Raw genomic sequence first — 16,076 nt, 5'->3', positions numbered from 1 at the left:
GTCGCGGGCTAGTCGTTCAGGGGAAGTTCGCCGAGCTTCACCTTGACCTGCCGCTTCGAGCCGTCCGGCTTCTTGATCTCGACCGTCGCGGTCTGGCCGGGCTTGGCACCCGCGAGGACGGTGGTCAGGGCCGTCTGCGTGGGCGTGGCGGTGCCGTTCACCGACAGGATCAGGTCGCCCGCCTCGATGCCCGCCCCGGCGGCGCCGGTGTTCGGCAGGACCTCCACGACGGCGACCGCGGAGGGCCGCCCGGTCTCCGGGTCGACGAGCGTGCGGACCACCACGCCGAGCGCCGCCCGGCCCGAATCGGAGACCTTCCCGGATTTGATGAGCTGCGGAACGATCCGCTTGACCGTGCTGCTCGGCGTCGCGAAACCGATCCCGGGCGCCGCGCCGCCGCCCGAGCCCGTGGCCGCGGCGGTCGGGACGCCGATCACCTTCCCGGTGAGCGTGACGAGGGCGCCGCCGCTGTTGCCCGGGTTGATCGGCGCGCTCGTCTGGATCGCGTCGGCGATCGTCGAGCCGGCGAAGTCGCCCGCACCCTGGGTCGACACCGTCCGGTGCAGCGCGGACACGATGCCGTTGGTCACGCTTCCGGCCAGCCCGAGCGGGTTGCCCATGGCCAAGACCATCTGCCCGACCTCGGCCTTGCTGGAGTCGCCCCACTGCGCCGGTTTCAGCGTGGCGCCGTCCACCTTCAGCACGGCCAGGTCGTCCGGCACGAAGGCGCCCACGAGCCGCGCCTCCCGCGGCGTGCCGCCGCTGGCCGCCACCACCCTGATCTGCTCCGCCCCGGCGACCACGTGCGCGTTGGTGACGACGTGGCCCTGGCCGTCGAACACGACGCCCGACCCCTCGCCCTGGCCCGTCTCGACCTTCACCACGGAGGGCAGCACGGCGTCGACGACCTTCTCGAACTGCTGCTGTACCTCCGCCGCCGCGCCGGTCGCCGGCACCGGAGTCCGTGCCGCCCCCCCGGTCGCCTCCTCGTTACCGCCGTCGCCGCTGCATCCGGCGAGCAGGACGAGCCCCATCGCCGCCGCACACGTCTTGATCGTCGCGTTCCTGTTCACGCTCCACCTCCGGACGGACTTGTTCCCGCCTCCCGGAGAACAGGCATCGAACCGGCCCCGACTTCGCCGAGCACGGACTTCGCCGGGCACGGACTTCGCCGAGCACGGGCTCCGCCGCCCCGCCGAGCCGCCGCGACACCGGCTCGGCGCATGGGTGCGGGATGCGAGGGCAGACGACCTCTGGGGAGGTCGTCATGGGAGCGGACATGCCGGAGAGGGACGCGGGCACGGTCGTGCGCGCGGGGGCGCGCGGACTGGTCGCCGCGATGGCGATGACCGGGGCGCGGACGGTGACCGCCGCCGTCGGTCCGCACGAGCAGAGCCCGCCCGAGGCGATCGTGAAGCAACATCTGCCGGCCCTGCGGAAACTGCCCGACAGGCACCGGGAGGCCCTCACCGAACTCTTCCACTGGACGTACGGCGCGGCTGGAGGCACGGTGTACGGGCTGCTGCCCCGCCGGATCCGGAGCAACCCCCTCAGCGGCCCCGTCTACGGGCTGGTGATCTGGCTCGGCTTCGAGGCCGGCATCGCCCCGGTGCTCGGTGTCAGGCACGTGCACGAGCACGGTTTCGAATGGCGGGCCGTGGTCGCCCTGGACCATCTCCTGTACGGCATCGTCGTCGGCGGGCGGCTGGCCCCCGAGCCCTCGTCCCGCCGCCGGCGAGGCCGGTGAGTCACTCGGCCCCGGTCTCCCCCGCCTCCGCCGCCGCGCGGGCCTCGATGATCTCCTGCTCGGCGCGGGTGTGGCCGTCGACGATGACGCGGACGGCCTCCTCCGGGTCGTCGGTGACGTGGATCAGGTCGAGGTCGTGGGCCGAGATCTTGGCGGACGGGAGCATCGTCGAGCGGATCCACTCGATCAGGCCGCCCCAGAACTCGGTGCCGACGAGGACGATCGGGAACCGGGTGATCTTCCTGGTCTGGACGAGAGTGATCGCCTCGAACAGCTCGTCCAGCGTCCCGAAACCGCCGGGCAGCACCACGAACGCCTGCGAGTACTTCACGAACATGGTCTTGCGGACGAAGAAGTAGCGGAACTCCAGCCCGATGTCGATGTGGTCGTTCAGCTTCTGCTCGAAGGGCAGCTCGATGCCGAGCCCCACCGACAGGCCGCCGCTCTCGTCGCAGCCCTTGTTGGCCGCCTCCATGATCCCCGGGCCGCCGCCGGTGACCACGGCGTAACCGGCCTCGTGCAGCCGGGCGCCGATCTCCACGCCGAGCTTGTACTCCTCGGAGTCCGGCTTGGTGCGGGCGCTGCCGAACACGCTGACCGCCTTCGGCAGCTCCGCCAGCAGGCCGAACCCCTCGACGAACTCCGCCTGGATCCGCAGCACGCGCCACGGGTCGGCGTGCAGCCAGTCGACCGGGCCGCGCGCCTCCAGGAGCCGCTGGTCGGTGGTGGTCTTCGGGACGGCCCGTCCCCGCAGCATGGCGGGCCCCTGCCGTCGCATGGGGGAATCAGGATGCAAGGTCATGGGGCCACGTTAGTAGGCCCCTCCAGCCACGTGCGCATACGTCGCTCGCACTCCGCTATCAGGGGAATCTCGACGTACTCGTCCTTGGTGTGGGCGAGGGTCGGTTCGCCGGGGCCGTAGTTGACGGCCGGGACGCCGAGCTCGGCGAAGCGGGCGACGTCCGTCCAGCCGAGCTTGGCGCGGACTTCGGCGCCGCTGGACGCGACGAACGCGGCGGCGGCCGGATGCGTCAGCCCGGGACGCGCGGCCGCCGCGCTGTCGGTGACCTTCACCTCGAAGCCGCCGAAGATTTCCCGGACGTACGCCTCGGCGTCGGCGGCGGACTTGTCGGGCGCGAACCGGTAGTTCACCGTGACGACGCATTCGTCGGGGATGACGTTGCCCGCGACGCCGCCGCCGATGAACACGGCGTTCAGGCCCTCGCGGTACTCCAGGCCGTCCACGACCGGGCGGGTCGGCTCGTACGCGCGGAGCACGTCCAGGATCGCTCCCGCGGCGTGGATCGCGTTGGAGCCCATCCACGCCCGCGCGCTGTGCGCCCGCTCCCCCTTCGCCGTGACCTCGGCGCGCATCGTGCCCTGGCAGCCGCCCTCGATCTGCGCGCCGGTCGGCTCCATCAGCACGGCGAAGTCGCCGGCGAGGAGATCGGGGCGCGTCTCCGCGAGCCGCCGCAGCCCGTTGCGCTCGGCCTCGACCTCCTCGCACTCGTAGAAGACGTAGGTGATGTCGCGGGTCGGCTCGGTGACGGTGGCGGCGAGGCGCAGCGCGACGGCGACGCCGCTCTTCATGTCCGTCGTGCCGCAGCCGTAGAGCCGGTCGCCCAGCACGCGGGACGGAAGGTTGCCGTTCAGCGGCACGGTGTCGAGATGCCCGGCCAGGACGACCCGTTCGGCACGTCCGAGATCGGTGCGGGCGACGACACTGTCGCCGTCGCGTTCCACCGCCAGATGCGGCAGCGTCCGGAGCGCCTCCTCGACGGCGTCGGCGAGGAGCCTCTCGTCGCCGCTCACCGACTCGATGTCGACGATCGCCGCCGTCAGGTCCGCGACGTCCGAGAAGAGATCCAGGCCCATGCTCAAGTCTTATCATCGCGTCGTGGACATGACTGTGCTGGAGTGCGCCGTCCGCTGGGCTGTCCCGGCCGACGAACCCGGGATGCGCTCCCTCCTGGACGACGCGGAACGCGACCGCTACGAGCGTTTCCGCCGCGCCGAGGACAAGGCCCGCTTCGTCACCGGCCGGTTCCTCGCGCGGACGACGCTGGCCGAGGTCACGGGCCGCGATCCGCGCGGCATCCGTTTCACCACCGACTGCCGCCACTGCGGCGGCACCCACGGCAAGCCCCGGCTCGCGGGCACCGGCGTGGACTTTTCGCTCTCCCACTCCGGTGACCGCGTCGTCCTCGTCCTCGCCGAAGGCGCCGAGGTCGGCGTGGACGTGGAGCGGGAGAGCGACCGCGACATCGACCGGCTCGCCGAGATGATCCTCACCGTCCCGGAGCGGGAGGCGCTCGCGGCCATGCCCGACCGCAGGCGCGGCTTCCACTCGTACTGGAGCCGCAAGGAGGCGCTGCTGAAGGCGACGGGCCACGGCCTGGCCGCCCCGATGACGGCCATCCGCGTCTCCGCGCCCGACGAGCCCGCCGAGGTCCTGTCGTGGGACGGCGACGCGGCCGTCTCCCCCGTCCGCCTGGCCGACCTCGCCCCGGGCCCCGGTTACGCCGCCGCTGCCGCCGTCCTCACCGGCCGCCCCCTCAAGATCACCGAGGTCACTTGACGATGACGCTGTCGCGCGGGGCCGATCCGTCCGGCGTCCAGCCGTCGTGGCCCGCGCCGGCCTCCCAGTGCCTGCCCGCGTAGCGGACCTCGCTGAGCCCGTACACCTGCGCGTGCGTCACCGCCCACGCGGCGACGGCCCAGCCGAACCGCGCGCTGGTCGCCTTCACCGCGTTCCAGGACTCCGGACGCGACGGCGCGCCCGCCGTGAGGGGGCTCGGGCCGCTCACCTGGAGCCGGCTGCCGAACGCGCGGCGCATCTCCCGGATCGCCTCCGGGCGGCGGGACTCGGTCACCTTGTCGGGCGGATACCAGCAGCGCGCGGTGCCCGGCTCGCGTCCCGTGAACGCCAGCGCGAGGACCTGGCCCTCGTCCTCGTGCTGGGCGTAGGCGCCGCCGTCGGCGCTGCGCTGCACCTCCTGCGCCGCGATGTGCAGGTCGTGGTCGAGGTAGCCCTTCACCTTGACCAGGGCGTCGAAGAACTTGCTCGTGGACTGGACGGGGTCGCGGAGCTTGTCGGGGGTGCCCCACCCCTGCGACGGGCGCTGCTGGAACATGCCCACCGAGTCGCGGTCGCCGCCCGGGAGATTGCGAATGTGCGACTCCTGGATCGCGGTCGCGTAGGCGATCACCACGGCCCGCTCCGGCAGTCGCTTGCGGAACGCGACGGCGGCGATCGTGGCGGCGTTCGCGCCCTGCTCCAGGTCGAGCGGCATCTTGCCGGTGCTCGCCGCCACCTCGCAGCCGGACCCGTGCAGATAGGGGCGGGCACGCTGGAACAGCGCATAGCCGCCCACGGTCAGCAGCACGACGATCACCGACAGGCCCGCCGCCCAGCCCAGGCCGCCACGCCGGCGGCGCCCGCCGCCGCCGTCCGCGCCCCCGTCGGGGCGTGTCCTCAACCTTGCCCAAACAGCCACGCGACGAAGGTACCGGGAGATGGCCACCACTAAGCTCAGGAGCCATGACCGAATCGTTCACCAGCCCGATCTCCGGCGGCATCGACGAGTTGTGGGAGCGGCGCGCCGACCTCAGCCCCGAGGACGCCGACGCGCGGGCCGCCATCGTGGCCGCCGTCGACCAGATCGACGCCGGCGAGGCCCGCGTCGCCCACATCGACCCCGCGTCCGACGAGGTCATCGTCGACGAGCGGGCCAAGCGGGCGATCCTGCTGAGCTTCAAGGTCCTCGGCATGGCGCGCTCCCAGGTCGGCGACTTCCGGTACCACGACCGGATCCCGCTGAAGAGCAACCTGGACGGCGTCCGCGTCGTCCCCGGCGCGATCGCCCGCTGGGGCTCCTACCTGGCGCCCGGCGTGGTGCTGATGCCGTCGTTCACCAACATCGGCGCCTACGTCGACTCCGGCACGATGGTCGACACGTGGGCGACCGTCGGCTCCTGCGCCCAGGTCGGCAAGAACGTCCACCTGTCCGGCGGCGTCGGCATCGGCGGCGTCCTGGAACCGCCGAACGCCAAGCCGGTGATCGTCGAGGACGAGGCGATGATCGGCAGCCGCTCGATGATCGTCGAGGGGGCGCGGGTCGGGAAGGGCGCCGTCGTCGGGTCCGGCACGAACCTGTCGGCGTCCATGCCGGTCATCGACGTGGAGACCGGCGAGGAGATCAGCCGTGGCCGCATCCCCGACTGGTGCGTCGCGGTCGGCGGCACCCGCACCAAGGAGTTCAAGGGCGGGACGTTCGGGCTCCCGGCGGTGCTCATCCTGAAGCGCCTCGAAGAGGGCCAGCGGCACGACAAGGCGTCCCTCAACGAGATCCTGCGCGACCACGGCATCAACACCTGACGGGGCGGCCCCCGACGCCGTGCGGATCGGGGGCCGGGCCGTGGTCTTTCTACTTGGCCGGGACGGGTTCCGGGCTCGTGTCCAGGGGCACCTCCTCGGCTTCGCCCGTGGTGTTGGCGGCGCGGAGGGCGACGACGGCGGCGACCAGGAAGACGGCGTCGGCCAGGAGGGCCCGGGAGAAGCCCGACGTCAGCGCCTCGGGCATCGGGGTCCGGTCGGCGAGCAGGTCGCCGGTGCGGGACGCCGCGACCGCGGAGAGGACCGCGAGGCCGAGTGCGCCGCCGAGTTGCTGCGAGGCGTTGAGCAGGGCGGCGGCCAGGGCGGCCTTGTCCGGTGGGACGTTGGCATTGGCAGCGGCAGTGATGGACACGAACGTGAAGCCGAGCCCGAACGAGGCGAGCATCAGGCCGGGCAGCAGGTCGGTGAGGTAGTGGCCGTCCACGGGGATGCGCGACAGCAGGTAGAGGCCGGCCGCGGCGAGCAGCAGGCCCGCGATCATCAGCGGCCGGGTCCCGGCGCGGGGGATCACCTTGGTCGAGATGCCGGCGGCGATGCCGACGCCGAAGCAGAGCGGCAGGTAGGCCGAGCCGGTCTCCAGCGGCGAGTAGCCGAGGACGTTCACCATGTAGAGGCTGAGGAAGAAGAACATCGACAGGAAACCCGCGACGGCGACGAGCTGGGTGACGTCCGCCGCGGCGAGCCCCTTGATCCGGAAGATCGACAGGGGCAGCAGCGGGTTGCGGCCGCGCTGCTCGTTCACCAGGAAGGCGACCAGGAGGGCCAGGAACCGGCGAGGCCGCCGATGGTGCGCGCCGTGTCCCAGCCGGCGTCCGGGGCCTTGACCAGGGTGTAGACGAGCAGCATCATCCCGCCGGTGACCAGGACGGTGCCGAGGACGTCGAAGTTCGCCAGGCGGGCGCTGCGCCGGTCGCCCTCGACGAGGAGGAACAGGCCGGCGATCACGAGCACGCAGACCGGGACGTTGACCAGCATCACCCAGCGCCAGCCCGGTCCCTCGGTCAGCAGCCCGCCGAGGAGGACCCCCGCGGCGGAGGCGCCGCCGGCGACGCCGCCCCAGACGCCGAGCGCCTTGGCGCGGTCGCCGCCCTCCTTGAACATCGTCGTCAGGATGGACAGGGTGCCGGGCAGCATGAGCGCGGCGCCGGCGCCCTGCGCGAGCCGCGCGCCGATCAGGGCCCCGGAGCCGGTCGCGAGGCCGCCGACGACCGAGGACAGCGAGAACAGCACCGTCCCGGCGACGACGACGCGGCGGCGGCCGAGCAGGTCGGCGAGGCGGCCGCCGAGCAGCCTGAACCCGCCGTAGGTGAGCAGGTAGCCGGACGGCACCCTACGTGGGGCCGTGGCTGCCGGAGCCGCTCGTGAGCCATGCCGACTCCGGTGACGCCGCGGAGCGGACGGAGGCGGTGTCGATGGCGATGCTCGTCGTCCTGGAGACGCGCTACCAGGCCGACCCGAAGGTCCAGCGGCAGGTGACCGAGCGGTTCCTCCAGGCGGCGCTCGGCGGCGACCTGGAGTCGCTGCTGGAGATGCTGGCCCCGGACGTGACCCTGTGGAGGGACGCCGGCGGGCGGGCCGGGACGATGCTGCGGCCCGTCCACGGCCGCGACAGGGTGGCCCGCGTCATCGTGGGGACCACGGCCCGCCACCGGCCCGAGAACCTCCACGTCCGCTACCGGGCGGTCAACGGCGACCCGTCGGCGGTGCTGTTCGACGCGGACGCGCCGTTCGGCGTCATGGTCCTCGACCTCGCGCCGGCGGGCGACCGCGTCCAGGGCATCTACGCCGTCGCCAACCCGGACAAGCTCTCCCGCATCGAGGACGAGTGAGTCAGGGCCTGGGGAGCATGCACATGGTGTCGAGGCCGAGGACGTGGTTGAGGCGGCCGAACGCCAGCCAGGAGCCGATGCACATGCTCAGCTCCACGATCTCGCGCTGGGTGTAGTGCGCGGTCATCCGGTCCCAGAACTCTTCGTCCAGGCCGTGGTGGTCGAGGGCGTAGCGGTCGGCGTATTCGGCGGCGAGGCGGGTGCGGTCGTCGAAGGCGGTCGTGGTGCGCCATTCGGTCACCGCGTCGGCGAACTCGTCCTCGACCTTCTGGCCGTCGCGTTCGGTGCGCCAGTCGAGGCAGAACACGCAGCCGTTGATCTGCGCGATGCGCAGCCGCGCGGCCTCGAACTCGCGGAGGCCGAGGGTGGTGTGCTGGTAGACGGCCAGGGAGAGGTTCGCGGCGGCGGGGCCGATGCCGGGGACCATCTCGCCCCACGCGTACTGGATCGGGTCCTTGCCGTCGGGGATGTCGAGGTTCATGGGCGGGTGCCTCCGAGCTTGCCGACGGCGGGACGGACGGGGACGTCGAGCGCGTCGTAGAGCCCGGGTTCGGCGTCCACGAGCCAGTCGACGGCGCCGACGAGGCGTCCGACCGCGGTGGCGTTGCCACCGGCGGCGCGGTTGCCCGCCTCGTCGGTGGCCTCGACCGTGACCTCGATGCGCGGGTCGCCCTCGATGATGACGCGGTGCGCCCCGTCACCGTCCGGCGGCACCGGCCAGCCGGGGGCGCAGGACGGGTGGATGCGGGTGACGTGCTCGATGACGATGCGGGGTTCGCCCTGCACGATGCCCTGCACCTCGAAGCGCACCGCGCCCTGGGTGCCCTTCTCGAAGTCGCCCATGGACTTGGTGGTCACGGTCTCGTCCAGGGGGAGGCGGTCCACGGTCTCGCGGATCTCGTCCAGGTCGACACCTAGCGCGCGGGCCATCAACCGGACCTGCCCGCCCCACACCATGGTGGGGACGGTCGCGGCGAGCATGGGCGGCTCGTAGTCCATCGGCTGGCCCATGCCGACCAGGTACCGGACGGAGTCGGGCTGGTCGTAGGTGGTGTAGTCGAAGATCTCCTGGCAGCGGATCACGTCGATGGTGCCGCCGAGCCCGCTGATCATCAGCGGCAGGACGTCGTTGCCCCAGCCGGGGTCGACACCGGAGACGAACAGTGAGCCGCCGCCTTCGGCGACGGCGTCCAGGACGGCCTGCCGCATCTCGGGCGGGGCGTTGCGCTGGTCGTAGAGCGCGTACAGGGCGGGGGTGACGACGACGGCGCCGGCGCGGATCGCGCGGACGATGTCGGCGAGGGCGTCGTCGGGGCGGATGTCGCCGGACGCCGCGTACACGACGGCCTGCGGGCCGGTGGCCAGGACGGCGTCGACGTCGGTGGTCGCCGCGACGCCGAGGTCGCGGCCGAGGCCGCCGAGTTCGCCGGCGTCCCGTCCGTCCTTGCCGGGGTCGTGGACGATCACGCCGGTGAGTTTCAGCGCGGGATGGGCCTCCACCGCGCGGATGGACAGCCTGCCGACGTTGCCGGTGCCCCAGACGATCGCGGAGATCATGGCCAGAGGCTAACAAGGCCCCGCCCGCTTGCCAAGCAAGCATTTGGTTGACAGCCCGTAACCTGTTGCTACGGGTGCGTGATCAAACAAAAGTTACTTTCAGGTATGTAGTGACTTCGCTCAATTCGAGGGATAGAACCTGTTCCAATCTCGTCCAGAGTGAGGGAGGTCACATGGCTGACTCCACCATGCCAGCCGGTCCATCCACTGCCATCTCACGTCGCACGCTCCTCGCTGGAACCGGTTCTATCGTCGGCCTGGGCATGCTGGGCCGCACCGGCCATGCCCGTGCCGCGGCCACCGCCGCCGCCGGTCCGATCGGCAACGGGGCGCACGTCCCGGCACTGATCGTCGGCACCGGGTACGGCGGCTCCGTCGCCGCCCTGCGGCTCGCCCAGGCGGGCGTCCAGGTCCACATGATCGAGATGGGGATGGCCTGGGACACCCCCGGCTCGGACGGAAAGATCTTCGCCAACACCAGGACGCCGGACTACCGGTCGTACTGGCTCCGGACCAGGACCAAGCAGCCCCTCAGCAACTTCCTGGGCTTCCCGCTCGACAAGGACGTCCCCCGCTACACCGGGATCCTGGACGCCGAGGACTTCAGCGGCATCACCGTCTACCAGGGCCGCGGCGTCGGCGGCGGTTCGCTGGTCAACGGCGGGATGGCCGTCACCCCGGAGCGCAGCCGGTTCGGCTACGTCCTCCCGTCCGTGGACGCCAACGAGATGTACGGCGTCTACTACCCGCGCGCCAACGCCGGGCTCGGCGTCAACCAGATCGACCGGGCCTGGTTCGACAGCACCGACTGCTACCAGTACGCCCGGGTCGGACGTAAGCACGCCGAGCGCTCGGGCTTCGACTTCGTCTACGTGAACAACGTCTACGACTTCGACTACATGGAGCAGGAGGCGGCCGGGAACGTTCCCAGATCGGCGCTGGACGCCGAGATCCTCTACGGCAACAACCACGGCAAGAAGTCCCTGCAGCAGACCTACCTCGCCCGGGCCAAGGCCACCGGCAGGGTCGCCATCTCACCGCTGCACAGGGTGACCTCGGTGTCCCCGGCGTCCGGCGGCGGCTACACGGTCGTCATGGAGCAGCTCAACAGCAGCGGCGACGTCACGGGCACCAAGACCGTGACCGCCGACAGGGTGTTCTTCGCGGCCGGCAGCGTCGGCACCAGCAAACTTCTGGTCAAGCTGAAGGCCACGGGCGCGCTGCCCAACCTGAACAGCGAGGTCGGCAAGGGCTGGGGCGACAACGGCAACGTCATGTGCGGCCGCGCCAACCACATGTGGGACGCGACCGGCAGCCTGCAGTCGTCCATCCCCACGGTCGGCATCGACAACTGGGACGCCGGCGGGGCGTTCGCCGAGGTCGCGCCGCTTCCCACCGGCATCGAGACCTACGCGTCGTTCTACCTGTCGATCACCAAGAACCCGCACCGGGCCGCCTTCTCCTGGAACGCCGGGACGGGCAGAGTCGACCTGAACTGGCAGACCGCGTGGAAGCAGCAGGGCATCGACATGGCAAAGACGATCTTCGACAAGATCAACCAGAAGGAGTGGACGATCTACCGGACCGACCTGTTCGGCACCTACAAGATCTGGGGCGACCACCTCACCTACCACCCGCTCGGTGGAGCGGTCCTCAACAAGGCCACCGACAACTACGGCCGCCTGCACGGCTACTCCGGCCTGTACGCCATCGACGGCTCGCTCATCCCCGGCAACACCAGCGTGAACCCGTTCGTCACCATCACCGCCCTCGCCGAGCGGAACATCGAAAAGATCATCACGACCGATCTGTGACCGTTCCTTTGACGCGCCGTTGACGACGGTCCGGCCACGGGCGCGTGTGGCCGGACGTCCGGTGAATGGCCCGCGGATGCCGGGGAAACGGGTCCCCATGGACATTCCCCGGACTCTGGTGCTCACGGGGCACTTCCCACCGGAGCCGGGCGGGGTGCAGACCTTCACCTGGGAACTGGTGCGCAGGCTCCCCGCCGACCGGCTGCTCGTGGTCGCGCCCGCCTGGCCCGGGGCCGCGGAGTTCGACGCCCGGCTGGACTTCCCCGTCGTACGGCGGCACGGCTACCTGCTGTTCCGCGGGCTGCGCCGGCTCGTCGCCGAGCACGGGACGGACGTGGGCTGGATCCCCGCCGCCGCGCCGTTCGCCATGTACGCGCCGCTGGTGAAGGCGGCCGGGGTGACACGGCTGATCGGCTCCACACACGGCCAGGAACTCGGCTGGTTCCGCGCCGCGCCCACCCGCCGCGCGCTCCGCGCCGCCGCCCGCGCGTTCGACGCGCTCACCTTCCTCACCGCCGTGAGCCGCGACGAGATGTCCGGCGTCCTCGGCGACCGGACGCGGCTGGTCCGGCTCGCCGGCGCCGTCGACCCGGTCCGGTTCCGTCCCGGGCTGGACGGCGCGGCGGTGCGCCGCCGGCACGGGCTCGGGGACGGGCCCGTGATCGTCAGCGTCTCCCGCCTCGTCCGCCGCAAAGGCCACGACCGGCTGCTGGAGGCCTGGCCCGACGTCGTCCGGCGGCATCCGGACGCCCGGCTGGTCATCGTCGGGGAGGGGCCGATGCGGCGGTGGCTCACCGGCCAGGCCGCGCGGCTGGCCCCCGGCACCGTCACGGTGACCGGGCCCGTCTCCGGCGGCGACCTGCCGCGCTACTACGCCGCCGCCGACGCCTTCGTCCTGCCGTGCCGGGACGACCGCCGCGGGCTCCAGGTCGAGGGCCTCGGGCTGTCGGTCCTGGAGGCGTCGGCGGCCGGGCTGCCGGTCGTGGTGGGCCGGTCCGGCGGCAGCCCCGAGTCCGTCCTCGACGGGCGGACCGGGACCGTGATCGACGCGGCGTCCCCCCGCACCCTCACCCGCACCCTGAACGGGCTGCTGGACGACCCGCGCGGCGCCCGCCGCATGGGCGGGGCAGGCCGCCGGTGGGTGTGCGACGAATGGAGCTGGGACCGCGCGGCCGCCCGGCTCGCCGACCTCCTCCGCGGCGCCCCCGCCGAACCCGCCGGAACCGCGGGATCCAGCGCACCGGCGGCCCGGCCCGGAACGGGGCTTCAGGACGCGGCACGGAGGGTGAGCCCCGCATGGGACTCAAGGAGCGGCTGAACCGCCCCGACTTCTGGCGCCTCATGGTCGGCCAGACGGTCTCCTCCCTGGGTGACTGGATGGGCACGCTCGCCCTGATGTACTTCGTGCTGGAGCTGAGCGACTCCACGACGGCGGTCGGCGGCGTCCTGGTGCTGCGCCTGCTGCCCTCGGCGGTCGGCGCCCCGCTCGCGGCGCGGATCGTCACCCACTGGCCGCGGCGCCAGGTGATGATGTACGCCAACCTGGCCATGATGGGCATGGCGTTCGCGCTTCCCATCGTCCCGCTGCTGTGGTGGCTGTACTTCTGGGCGTTCGCCATCGAGCTGGCCGCCCTGGTGTTCCTGCCGGCCCGGGACGCCTCCATCCCCTTCCTCATCGAGGACCCCGGGGAGCGCAAGCACGGCGACGAGCACGACACCGGCACGCTGGAGGTCGCGAACGGCATCACGATGGCCACCTCCTACGGGATGATCCCGGTCGGCGCCGGGGTGTTCGGGCTGGTGCTGTGGACGACCGACGCCCTCGGCTGGGAGGGCCACTGGCGGTACCTCGCGGTGTTCTGGCTGGACGCCCTGACCTATCTGGCGTGCTACCTCGCGATCCGGTCCATCGCCGACCTCGGCCCCGCCCCCGGGGAGCGGCGTCCCCGGGGCCCGATGAAGCAGGAGGGCACGTTCATCGAAGGGCTCCGGCTCCCGGTGGTGCGCGCGGTCCTGCCGGGCATCGCGGTCGTGGCGCTCGGACTGGGCGCGCTGTTCTCCCTCGGTGTGGTGTTCGTCAGGAACATCCTGGACGCGGGCCCGATCGGGTTCGGAACCCTGGTGGCGCTGTTCGGGGTCGGCGCGGTCACCGGCCTGGTGCTCGTCCGCCAGGGGGCGTGGGATCTGATGAAGCAGATCAGGACGGCGACCGTCGTCCAGGGCGTCGTGGTCGCGACGATGGGGCTGATCGCCTCGGTGGCGTGGGCGTTCGCCGGCGCCGTGGTGTTCGGCGCCGCCGCCACCGCCGCCCTCGTCGGCGGCATCACCTACCTTCAGGAAGGACTGGAGGGCTACCGGCGCAATCTCGCCCTCACCGCGTTCCACGCGACCCTGCGGTTCGGCCTGGCCCTCGCCGCGCTGGTGGCCGGCGCGGCGGCCGACCTGCTGCGGCACTGGGACGAGACTCCGCTGGGCATGCAACCGGCCCAGGCGGTGCTGGCCGTGTCCGGCCTGATCGTGATCGCCGGCGCGTTCCTCATCCGGAGACCCCGCGCCCGTTCCGGACACCCGGAATCCGCCTGACCGGGTGGTCAGGGACAGGCGCCGAACAACCTCCGCGTGCCCGCGCCGGCGTCGTAGGCGGCCCGGTCGCTGAAGCGGCACCCGTAGTCGGGATCCGCCACCACCCGCGGCTTCGTGGTCACGTCACCGGCCGGGCGGCTGCCGGTGTCGACCCAGCGGACCAGGTCGTCCCAGGCCGTCCCCGCCTCGGTGGCGGAGAACTCGCAGTGCTGGATCGTGCGGACGGCGCGCTGCACGAGCAGCCGCGACCGGTGGTGCCGCGCCACCTCGGAGGCGTAGATCTGCTCCATGGAGAACGGGACGAACATGTCCCCCAGGCCGTGCAGGCTCAGCACCGGAACCCCCGGCCGCCCGTTGATGCGCGGAATCTGGGAGAGCCGGTTCGACAACCGCGCCGGCAGGTTCTCGGGCCGGACCCGCTGCACGCTCGCGTTGACGTCGAACGGCTCGTTCGGCTCGTACCGGGTGAACAGGTTGGTCGAGAGCTGATCCGGGTTCTCGGCCAGGGTGGCGTCCGGAACGGGCGGGGCCGCGAGCGTGAACGGGAACGCCTTCCAGAACGCGAACGCCTGCGCGTCGCCGGGACGCGGCCCGCCCGTCCGGTTGACGGCGATCGAGCGGAACTGCTTCCCGCGCTCGTTCGTGGTGTCCGGGCCGCCCGGCGTCAACTCCGTCAGCCCGAGATTCTCCATGATCTTCGGGACGGTCACGGTCGCGTACTCGTCGGTCACCGGGTATTCGCGGACGCCGGCCAGATTCTGCGCGACGAGGTTGTAGTCGAGGAAGAAGTCGAACAGCTCATGGTCGCCGAGGACCCCGCACATGGGCAGCGCGCCGTCGTAGTAGCGGGGCCACTGCTCGATGGAGCGCCCGACGACGTGGCCGCCCATCGAAACGCCGACGATGAGGCGCTGCCCGGGCCGTCCCACCTTGTCGGCGAACAGTTCGGCGACGTCCCGCGTGCTCAGCACACCCGCCCGGACGTCGTACCCGTTGCGGTAGTAGGACGACGCCGCCCACGCGTACCCCTGGTCGAGGAGCCGCTGCCGCAGCCCGAACGGCGGCGGCCCGACCCTCAGCACGAACCCCTGGCCGGCGTACCCGTGCGCGTAGAGCACCAGCTTGCCGTTCCAGCCCGGCGGAGTCTCGATGATGTAGGCCGAATGGTTGTGCACGCCCTGCAGCACCCGTGACGGCTTCCCGTCCACCTGCGCGGGCGGCAGCGGCGGATTCTCGATCGTGTACCCGGGAAGCGGCTGGTCGCCCGGTGTCCGGTCGGCATGGGCCGTCCCCGCGGTACCCAGCGGGACGACAAGGGCGAGGACGGTGGCGGCGGATGCGATGAGGGCTCGGATGCGCATGATGCTCCTCTGGAAGATCAAAGGCATTACATACCGTCCGGTCGGTTTGTGGAATGGCGAAGACCACATCCGGCCCCGCCGCCCCCCGGAGCCCCGGCCGCAAAGACGACGTGGTGCGGCCGGGAATGAGATGCTCGATCAAGATGACGACAAGATCAGCGAGGGGAGATCACGTCATGGACTTCAAGCTCGAACTGGTGACGGTGCCCGTCTCGGACGTGGACCGCGCGATGGCCTTCTACACCGAGAAGGTCGGCTTCAACGCCGACCACGACCACCAGGTGAACGAGGAGATCCGCTTCGTCCAGCTGACACCGCCGGGTTCGGCGTGCTCGATCTCCATCGGCACCGGGCTCGGGGCCGACATGACCCCGGGCTCTGTCCAGGGCCTGCAACTGGTCGTCGAGGACGCCGACGCCGCCCGCGCCGAACTGGCCGGACGGGGAGTCGAGGTCAGCGACGTGCACGAGTTCCCGTGGGGCCGCTTCGTCTTCTTCAAGGACCCGGACGGCAACGGCTGGAACATCCAGCAGCCGTAACACCGTCCGCGTGGGCGGTGTCAGGGGTCGCGGCCCTCGGCAACGTCCGGGTCCTCCAGGGGGTCGGAGGTTCCCGGCGGGCGCGGGGGCCGGCGGCCGCGGGTGAGCCAGGCGGACAGGAACGCCGCGACAAGCGGCATCGCGTCACTGATGACCGTGTGGACGAGCTGCCAGTCCATCGACATGCCACTCCTTCGGGGCGTGGTGATACCCCGAGGGTTCCGGGTTGTCCGCGTCGCGTGCCGCACCA

At 71.8% G+C, this 16,076-nt stretch carries 18 protein-coding genes; 8 read left to right on the top strand and 10 right to left on the bottom strand.

What is annotated here, in order from left to right; all coding sequences use genetic code 11:
• Positions 1-8: 8 nt before the first annotated feature.
• Positions 9-1,073 (bottom strand): S1C family serine protease, encoded by a 1,065-nt coding sequence (locus ACGFIS_RS30670; RefSeq protein WP_392910842.1) that lies wholly within the window; start codon positions 1,071-1,073, stop codon positions 9-11.
• A 194-nt stretch (positions 1,074-1,267) separates the two neighbouring features.
• On the opposite strand from ACGFIS_RS30670, the gene ACGFIS_RS30665 reads away from it, so the two are divergent.
• Positions 1,268-1,747: a hypothetical protein gene (locus tag ACGFIS_RS30665; RefSeq protein WP_392910844.1), complete on the top strand. Its 480-nt coding sequence runs from the start codon at positions 1,268-1,270 to the stop codon at positions 1,745-1,747.
• A gap of 1 nt (position 1,748) precedes the next feature.
• Here ACGFIS_RS30665 and ACGFIS_RS30660 read toward each other — a convergent pair whose 3' ends face one another.
• Complete coding sequence (locus tag ACGFIS_RS30660; protein ID WP_392911058.1) at positions 1,749-2,525, bottom strand: TIGR00730 family Rossman fold protein; 777 nt, start codon at positions 2,523-2,525, stop codon at positions 1,749-1,751.
• Positions 2,526-2,545: 20 nt separating this feature from the next.
• Positions 2,546-3,622 (bottom strand): succinyl-diaminopimelate desuccinylase, encoded by a 1,077-nt coding sequence (dapE, locus tag ACGFIS_RS30655; protein WP_392910846.1) that lies wholly within the window; start codon positions 3,620-3,622, stop codon positions 2,546-2,548.
• Positions 3,623-3,650: 28 nt separating this feature from the next.
• Between dapE and ACGFIS_RS30650 the strand changes: the two genes are divergently transcribed.
• Complete coding sequence (locus ACGFIS_RS30650) at positions 3,651-4,325, top strand: 4'-phosphopantetheinyl transferase family protein (RefSeq protein ID WP_392911060.1); 675 nt, start codon at positions 3,651-3,653, stop codon at positions 4,323-4,325.
• Here ACGFIS_RS30650 and ACGFIS_RS30645 read toward each other — a convergent pair.
• Positions 4,318-5,244, bottom strand: a complete 927-nt coding sequence (locus ACGFIS_RS30645) for a hypothetical protein (RefSeq protein ID WP_392910848.1) — start codon at positions 5,242-5,244, stop codon at positions 4,318-4,320. The two genes, ACGFIS_RS30650 and ACGFIS_RS30645, sit on opposite strands and share 8 nt — an antisense overlap.
• A 44-nt stretch (positions 5,245-5,288) precedes the next feature.
• Between ACGFIS_RS30645 and ACGFIS_RS30640 the strand changes: the two genes are divergently transcribed.
• Positions 5,289-6,125: a 2,3,4,5-tetrahydropyridine-2,6-dicarboxylate N-succinyltransferase gene (locus ACGFIS_RS30640; protein ID WP_392910850.1), complete on the top strand. Its 837-nt coding sequence runs from the start codon at positions 5,289-5,291 to the stop codon at positions 6,123-6,125.
• A gap of 49 nt (positions 6,126-6,174) precedes the next feature.
• Here ACGFIS_RS30640 and ACGFIS_RS30635 read toward each other — a convergent pair whose 3' ends face one another.
• A complete protein-coding gene (locus tag ACGFIS_RS30635) occupies positions 6,175-6,948 on the bottom strand; it encodes an MFS transporter (protein WP_392911062.1) in 774 nt (257 codons plus the stop codon).
• Positions 6,882-7,472 carry an MFS transporter gene (locus ACGFIS_RS30630; RefSeq protein WP_392910852.1) on the bottom strand — a complete coding sequence of 197 codons (591 nt, stop codon included), beginning with the start codon at positions 7,470-7,472 and terminating at the stop codon, positions 6,882-6,884. The genes ACGFIS_RS30635 and ACGFIS_RS30630 overlap by 67 nt, the downstream gene beginning before the upstream one ends.
• A gap of 32 nt (positions 7,473-7,504) precedes the next feature.
• Here ACGFIS_RS30630 and ACGFIS_RS30625 point away from each other — a divergent pair, with 32 nt between their 5' ends.
• Positions 7,505-7,972 carry a nuclear transport factor 2 family protein gene (locus ACGFIS_RS30625; RefSeq protein ID WP_392910854.1) on the top strand — a complete coding sequence of 156 codons (468 nt, stop codon included), beginning with the start codon at positions 7,505-7,507 and terminating at the stop codon, positions 7,970-7,972.
• Position 7,973: 1 nt separating this feature from the next.
• On the opposite strand, the gene ACGFIS_RS30620 is transcribed toward ACGFIS_RS30625, so the two are convergent.
• On the bottom strand, positions 7,974-8,453 hold the full coding sequence (locus tag ACGFIS_RS30620) for a carboxymuconolactone decarboxylase family protein (RefSeq protein ID WP_392910856.1): 480 nt from the start codon (positions 8,451-8,453) through the stop codon (positions 7,974-7,976).
• Positions 8,450-9,529, bottom strand: a complete 1,080-nt coding sequence (locus tag ACGFIS_RS30615; protein WP_392910859.1) for a dihydrodipicolinate reductase — start codon at positions 9,527-9,529, stop codon at positions 8,450-8,452. Before ACGFIS_RS30615 ends, ACGFIS_RS30620 begins: the two co-directional genes overlap by 4 nt.
• A gap of 263 nt (positions 9,530-9,792) precedes the next feature.
• On the opposite strand from ACGFIS_RS30615, the gene ACGFIS_RS30610 reads away from it, so the two are divergent.
• From ACGFIS_RS30610 to ACGFIS_RS30600, 3 genes are all read left to right on the top strand, one after another.
• On the top strand, positions 9,793-11,343 hold the full coding sequence (locus tag ACGFIS_RS30610; RefSeq protein ID WP_392910861.1) for a GMC oxidoreductase: 1,551 nt from the start codon (positions 9,793-9,795) through the stop codon (positions 11,341-11,343).
• A gap of 97 nt (positions 11,344-11,440) precedes the next feature.
• Positions 11,441-12,661, top strand: coding sequence for a glycosyltransferase family 4 protein (locus ACGFIS_RS30605; protein ID WP_392910863.1), 1,221 nt, complete (start codon positions 11,441-11,443; stop codon positions 12,659-12,661).
• Positions 12,640-13,926 (top strand): MFS transporter, encoded by a 1,287-nt coding sequence (locus ACGFIS_RS30600; RefSeq protein WP_392910866.1) that lies wholly within the window; start codon positions 12,640-12,642, stop codon positions 13,924-13,926. Before ACGFIS_RS30605 ends, ACGFIS_RS30600 begins: the two co-directional genes overlap by 22 nt.
• 8 nt (positions 13,927-13,934) lie before the next feature.
• Here ACGFIS_RS30600 and ACGFIS_RS30595 read toward each other — a convergent pair whose 3' ends face one another.
• Positions 13,935-15,287, bottom strand: a complete 1,353-nt coding sequence (locus ACGFIS_RS30595; RefSeq protein ID WP_392910869.1) for a hypothetical protein — start codon at positions 15,285-15,287, stop codon at positions 13,935-13,937.
• Positions 15,288-15,463: 176 nt separating this feature from the next.
• Between ACGFIS_RS30595 and ACGFIS_RS30590 the strand changes: the two genes are divergently transcribed.
• Positions 15,464-15,826 carry a glyoxalase superfamily protein gene (locus tag ACGFIS_RS30590; RefSeq protein WP_392910871.1) on the top strand — a complete coding sequence of 121 codons (363 nt, stop codon included), beginning with the start codon at positions 15,464-15,466 and terminating at the stop codon, positions 15,824-15,826.
• Positions 15,827-15,846: 20 nt separating this feature from the next.
• On the opposite strand, the gene ACGFIS_RS30585 is transcribed toward ACGFIS_RS30590, so the two are convergent.
• On the bottom strand, positions 15,847-16,011 hold the full coding sequence (locus ACGFIS_RS30585) for a hypothetical protein (RefSeq protein WP_392910873.1): 165 nt from the start codon (positions 16,009-16,011) through the stop codon (positions 15,847-15,849).
• Positions 16,012-16,076 lie beyond the last annotated feature (65 nt).

It is taken from the genome of Spirillospora sp. NPDC048824 (assembly GCF_043198455.1).
Lineage (GTDB): Bacteria > Actinomycetota > Actinomycetes > Streptosporangiales > Streptosporangiaceae > Spirillospora.
Note: the sequence above shows the minus strand (reverse complement) of the source record. Positions and strands in the feature narration are given on the sequence as shown.

Excerpts from the sequence above, each read along its gene's own strand:
- ACGFIS_RS30665 (WP_392910844.1), top strand. The coding sequence starts at position 1,268 with ATGGGAGCGGACATGCCGGAGAGGGACGCGGGCACGGTCGTGCGCGCG.
- ACGFIS_RS30660 (WP_392911058.1), bottom strand. The coding sequence starts at position 2,525 with ATGCGACGGCAGGGGCCCGCCATGCTGCGGGGACGGGCCGTCCCGAAG.
- dapE (WP_392910846.1), bottom strand. The coding sequence starts at position 3,622 with ATGGGCCTGGATCTCTTCTCGGACGTCGCGGACCTGACGGCGGCGATC.
- ACGFIS_RS30650 (WP_392911060.1), top strand. The coding sequence starts at position 3,651 with ATGACTGTGCTGGAGTGCGCCGTCCGCTGGGCTGTCCCGGCCGACGAA.
- ACGFIS_RS30640 (WP_392910850.1), top strand. The coding sequence starts at position 5,289 with ATGACCGAATCGTTCACCAGCCCGATCTCCGGCGGCATCGACGAGTTG.
- ACGFIS_RS30620 (WP_392910856.1), bottom strand. The coding sequence starts at position 8,453 with ATGAACCTCGACATCCCCGACGGCAAGGACCCGATCCAGTACGCGTGG.
- ACGFIS_RS30615 (WP_392910859.1), bottom strand. The coding sequence starts at position 9,529 with ATGATCTCCGCGATCGTCTGGGGCACCGGCAACGTCGGCAGGCTGTCC.
- ACGFIS_RS30610 (WP_392910861.1), top strand. The coding sequence starts at position 9,793 with ATGCTGGGCCGCACCGGCCATGCCCGTGCCGCGGCCACCGCCGCCGCC.
- ACGFIS_RS30605 (WP_392910863.1), top strand. The coding sequence starts at position 11,441 with ATGGACATTCCCCGGACTCTGGTGCTCACGGGGCACTTCCCACCGGAG.
- ACGFIS_RS30600 (WP_392910866.1), top strand. The coding sequence starts at position 12,640 with ATGGGACTCAAGGAGCGGCTGAACCGCCCCGACTTCTGGCGCCTCATG.
- ACGFIS_RS30595 (WP_392910869.1), bottom strand. The coding sequence starts at position 15,287 with ATGCGCATCCGAGCCCTCATCGCATCCGCCGCCACCGTCCTCGCCCTT.
- ACGFIS_RS30590 (WP_392910871.1), top strand. The coding sequence starts at position 15,464 with ATGGACTTCAAGCTCGAACTGGTGACGGTGCCCGTCTCGGACGTGGAC.
- ACGFIS_RS30585 (WP_392910873.1), bottom strand. The coding sequence starts at position 16,011 with ATGTCGATGGACTGGCAGCTCGTCCACACGGTCATCAGTGACGCGATG.